Here is a 212-nt window from a genome sequence, read left to right as displayed (position 1 = left end):
ATATCATGTTGGGTCTGTAGCTCAGCTGGTTAGAGCGCTCGCCTGATAAGCGGGAGGTCGGTGGTTCAAGTCCACTCAGACCCACCACTTCTTCTCCCAGAAGAAGGCGGCTAACATGATAAACATTTGGGGCTATAGCTCAGCTGGGAGAGCGCCTGCCTTGCACGCAGGAGGTCAGCAGTTCGATCCTGCTTAGCTCCACCATCTTTAAG

Annotated in this window: 2 tRNA genes; both read left to right on the top strand. The window is 53.8% G+C overall.

The annotated features are described in order from the left end of the window. Positions 1-10 precede the first annotated feature (10 nt). A tRNA-Ile gene (locus UA76_RS18655) sits at positions 11-87 on the top strand. A 41-nt stretch (positions 88-128) separates the two neighbouring features. After that, positions 129-204: transfer RNA gene (locus UA76_RS18650), tRNA-Ala, on the top strand. The last annotated feature ends 8 nt before the right edge of the window (positions 205-212 follow it).

The sequence above is a fragment of the Vibrio mexicanus genome (genome assembly GCF_001012815.1).
GTDB lineage: Bacteria > Pseudomonadota > Gammaproteobacteria > Enterobacterales > Vibrionaceae > Vibrio > Vibrio mexicanus.
Note: the sequence above shows the minus strand (reverse complement) of the source record. Positions and strands in the feature narration are given on the sequence as shown.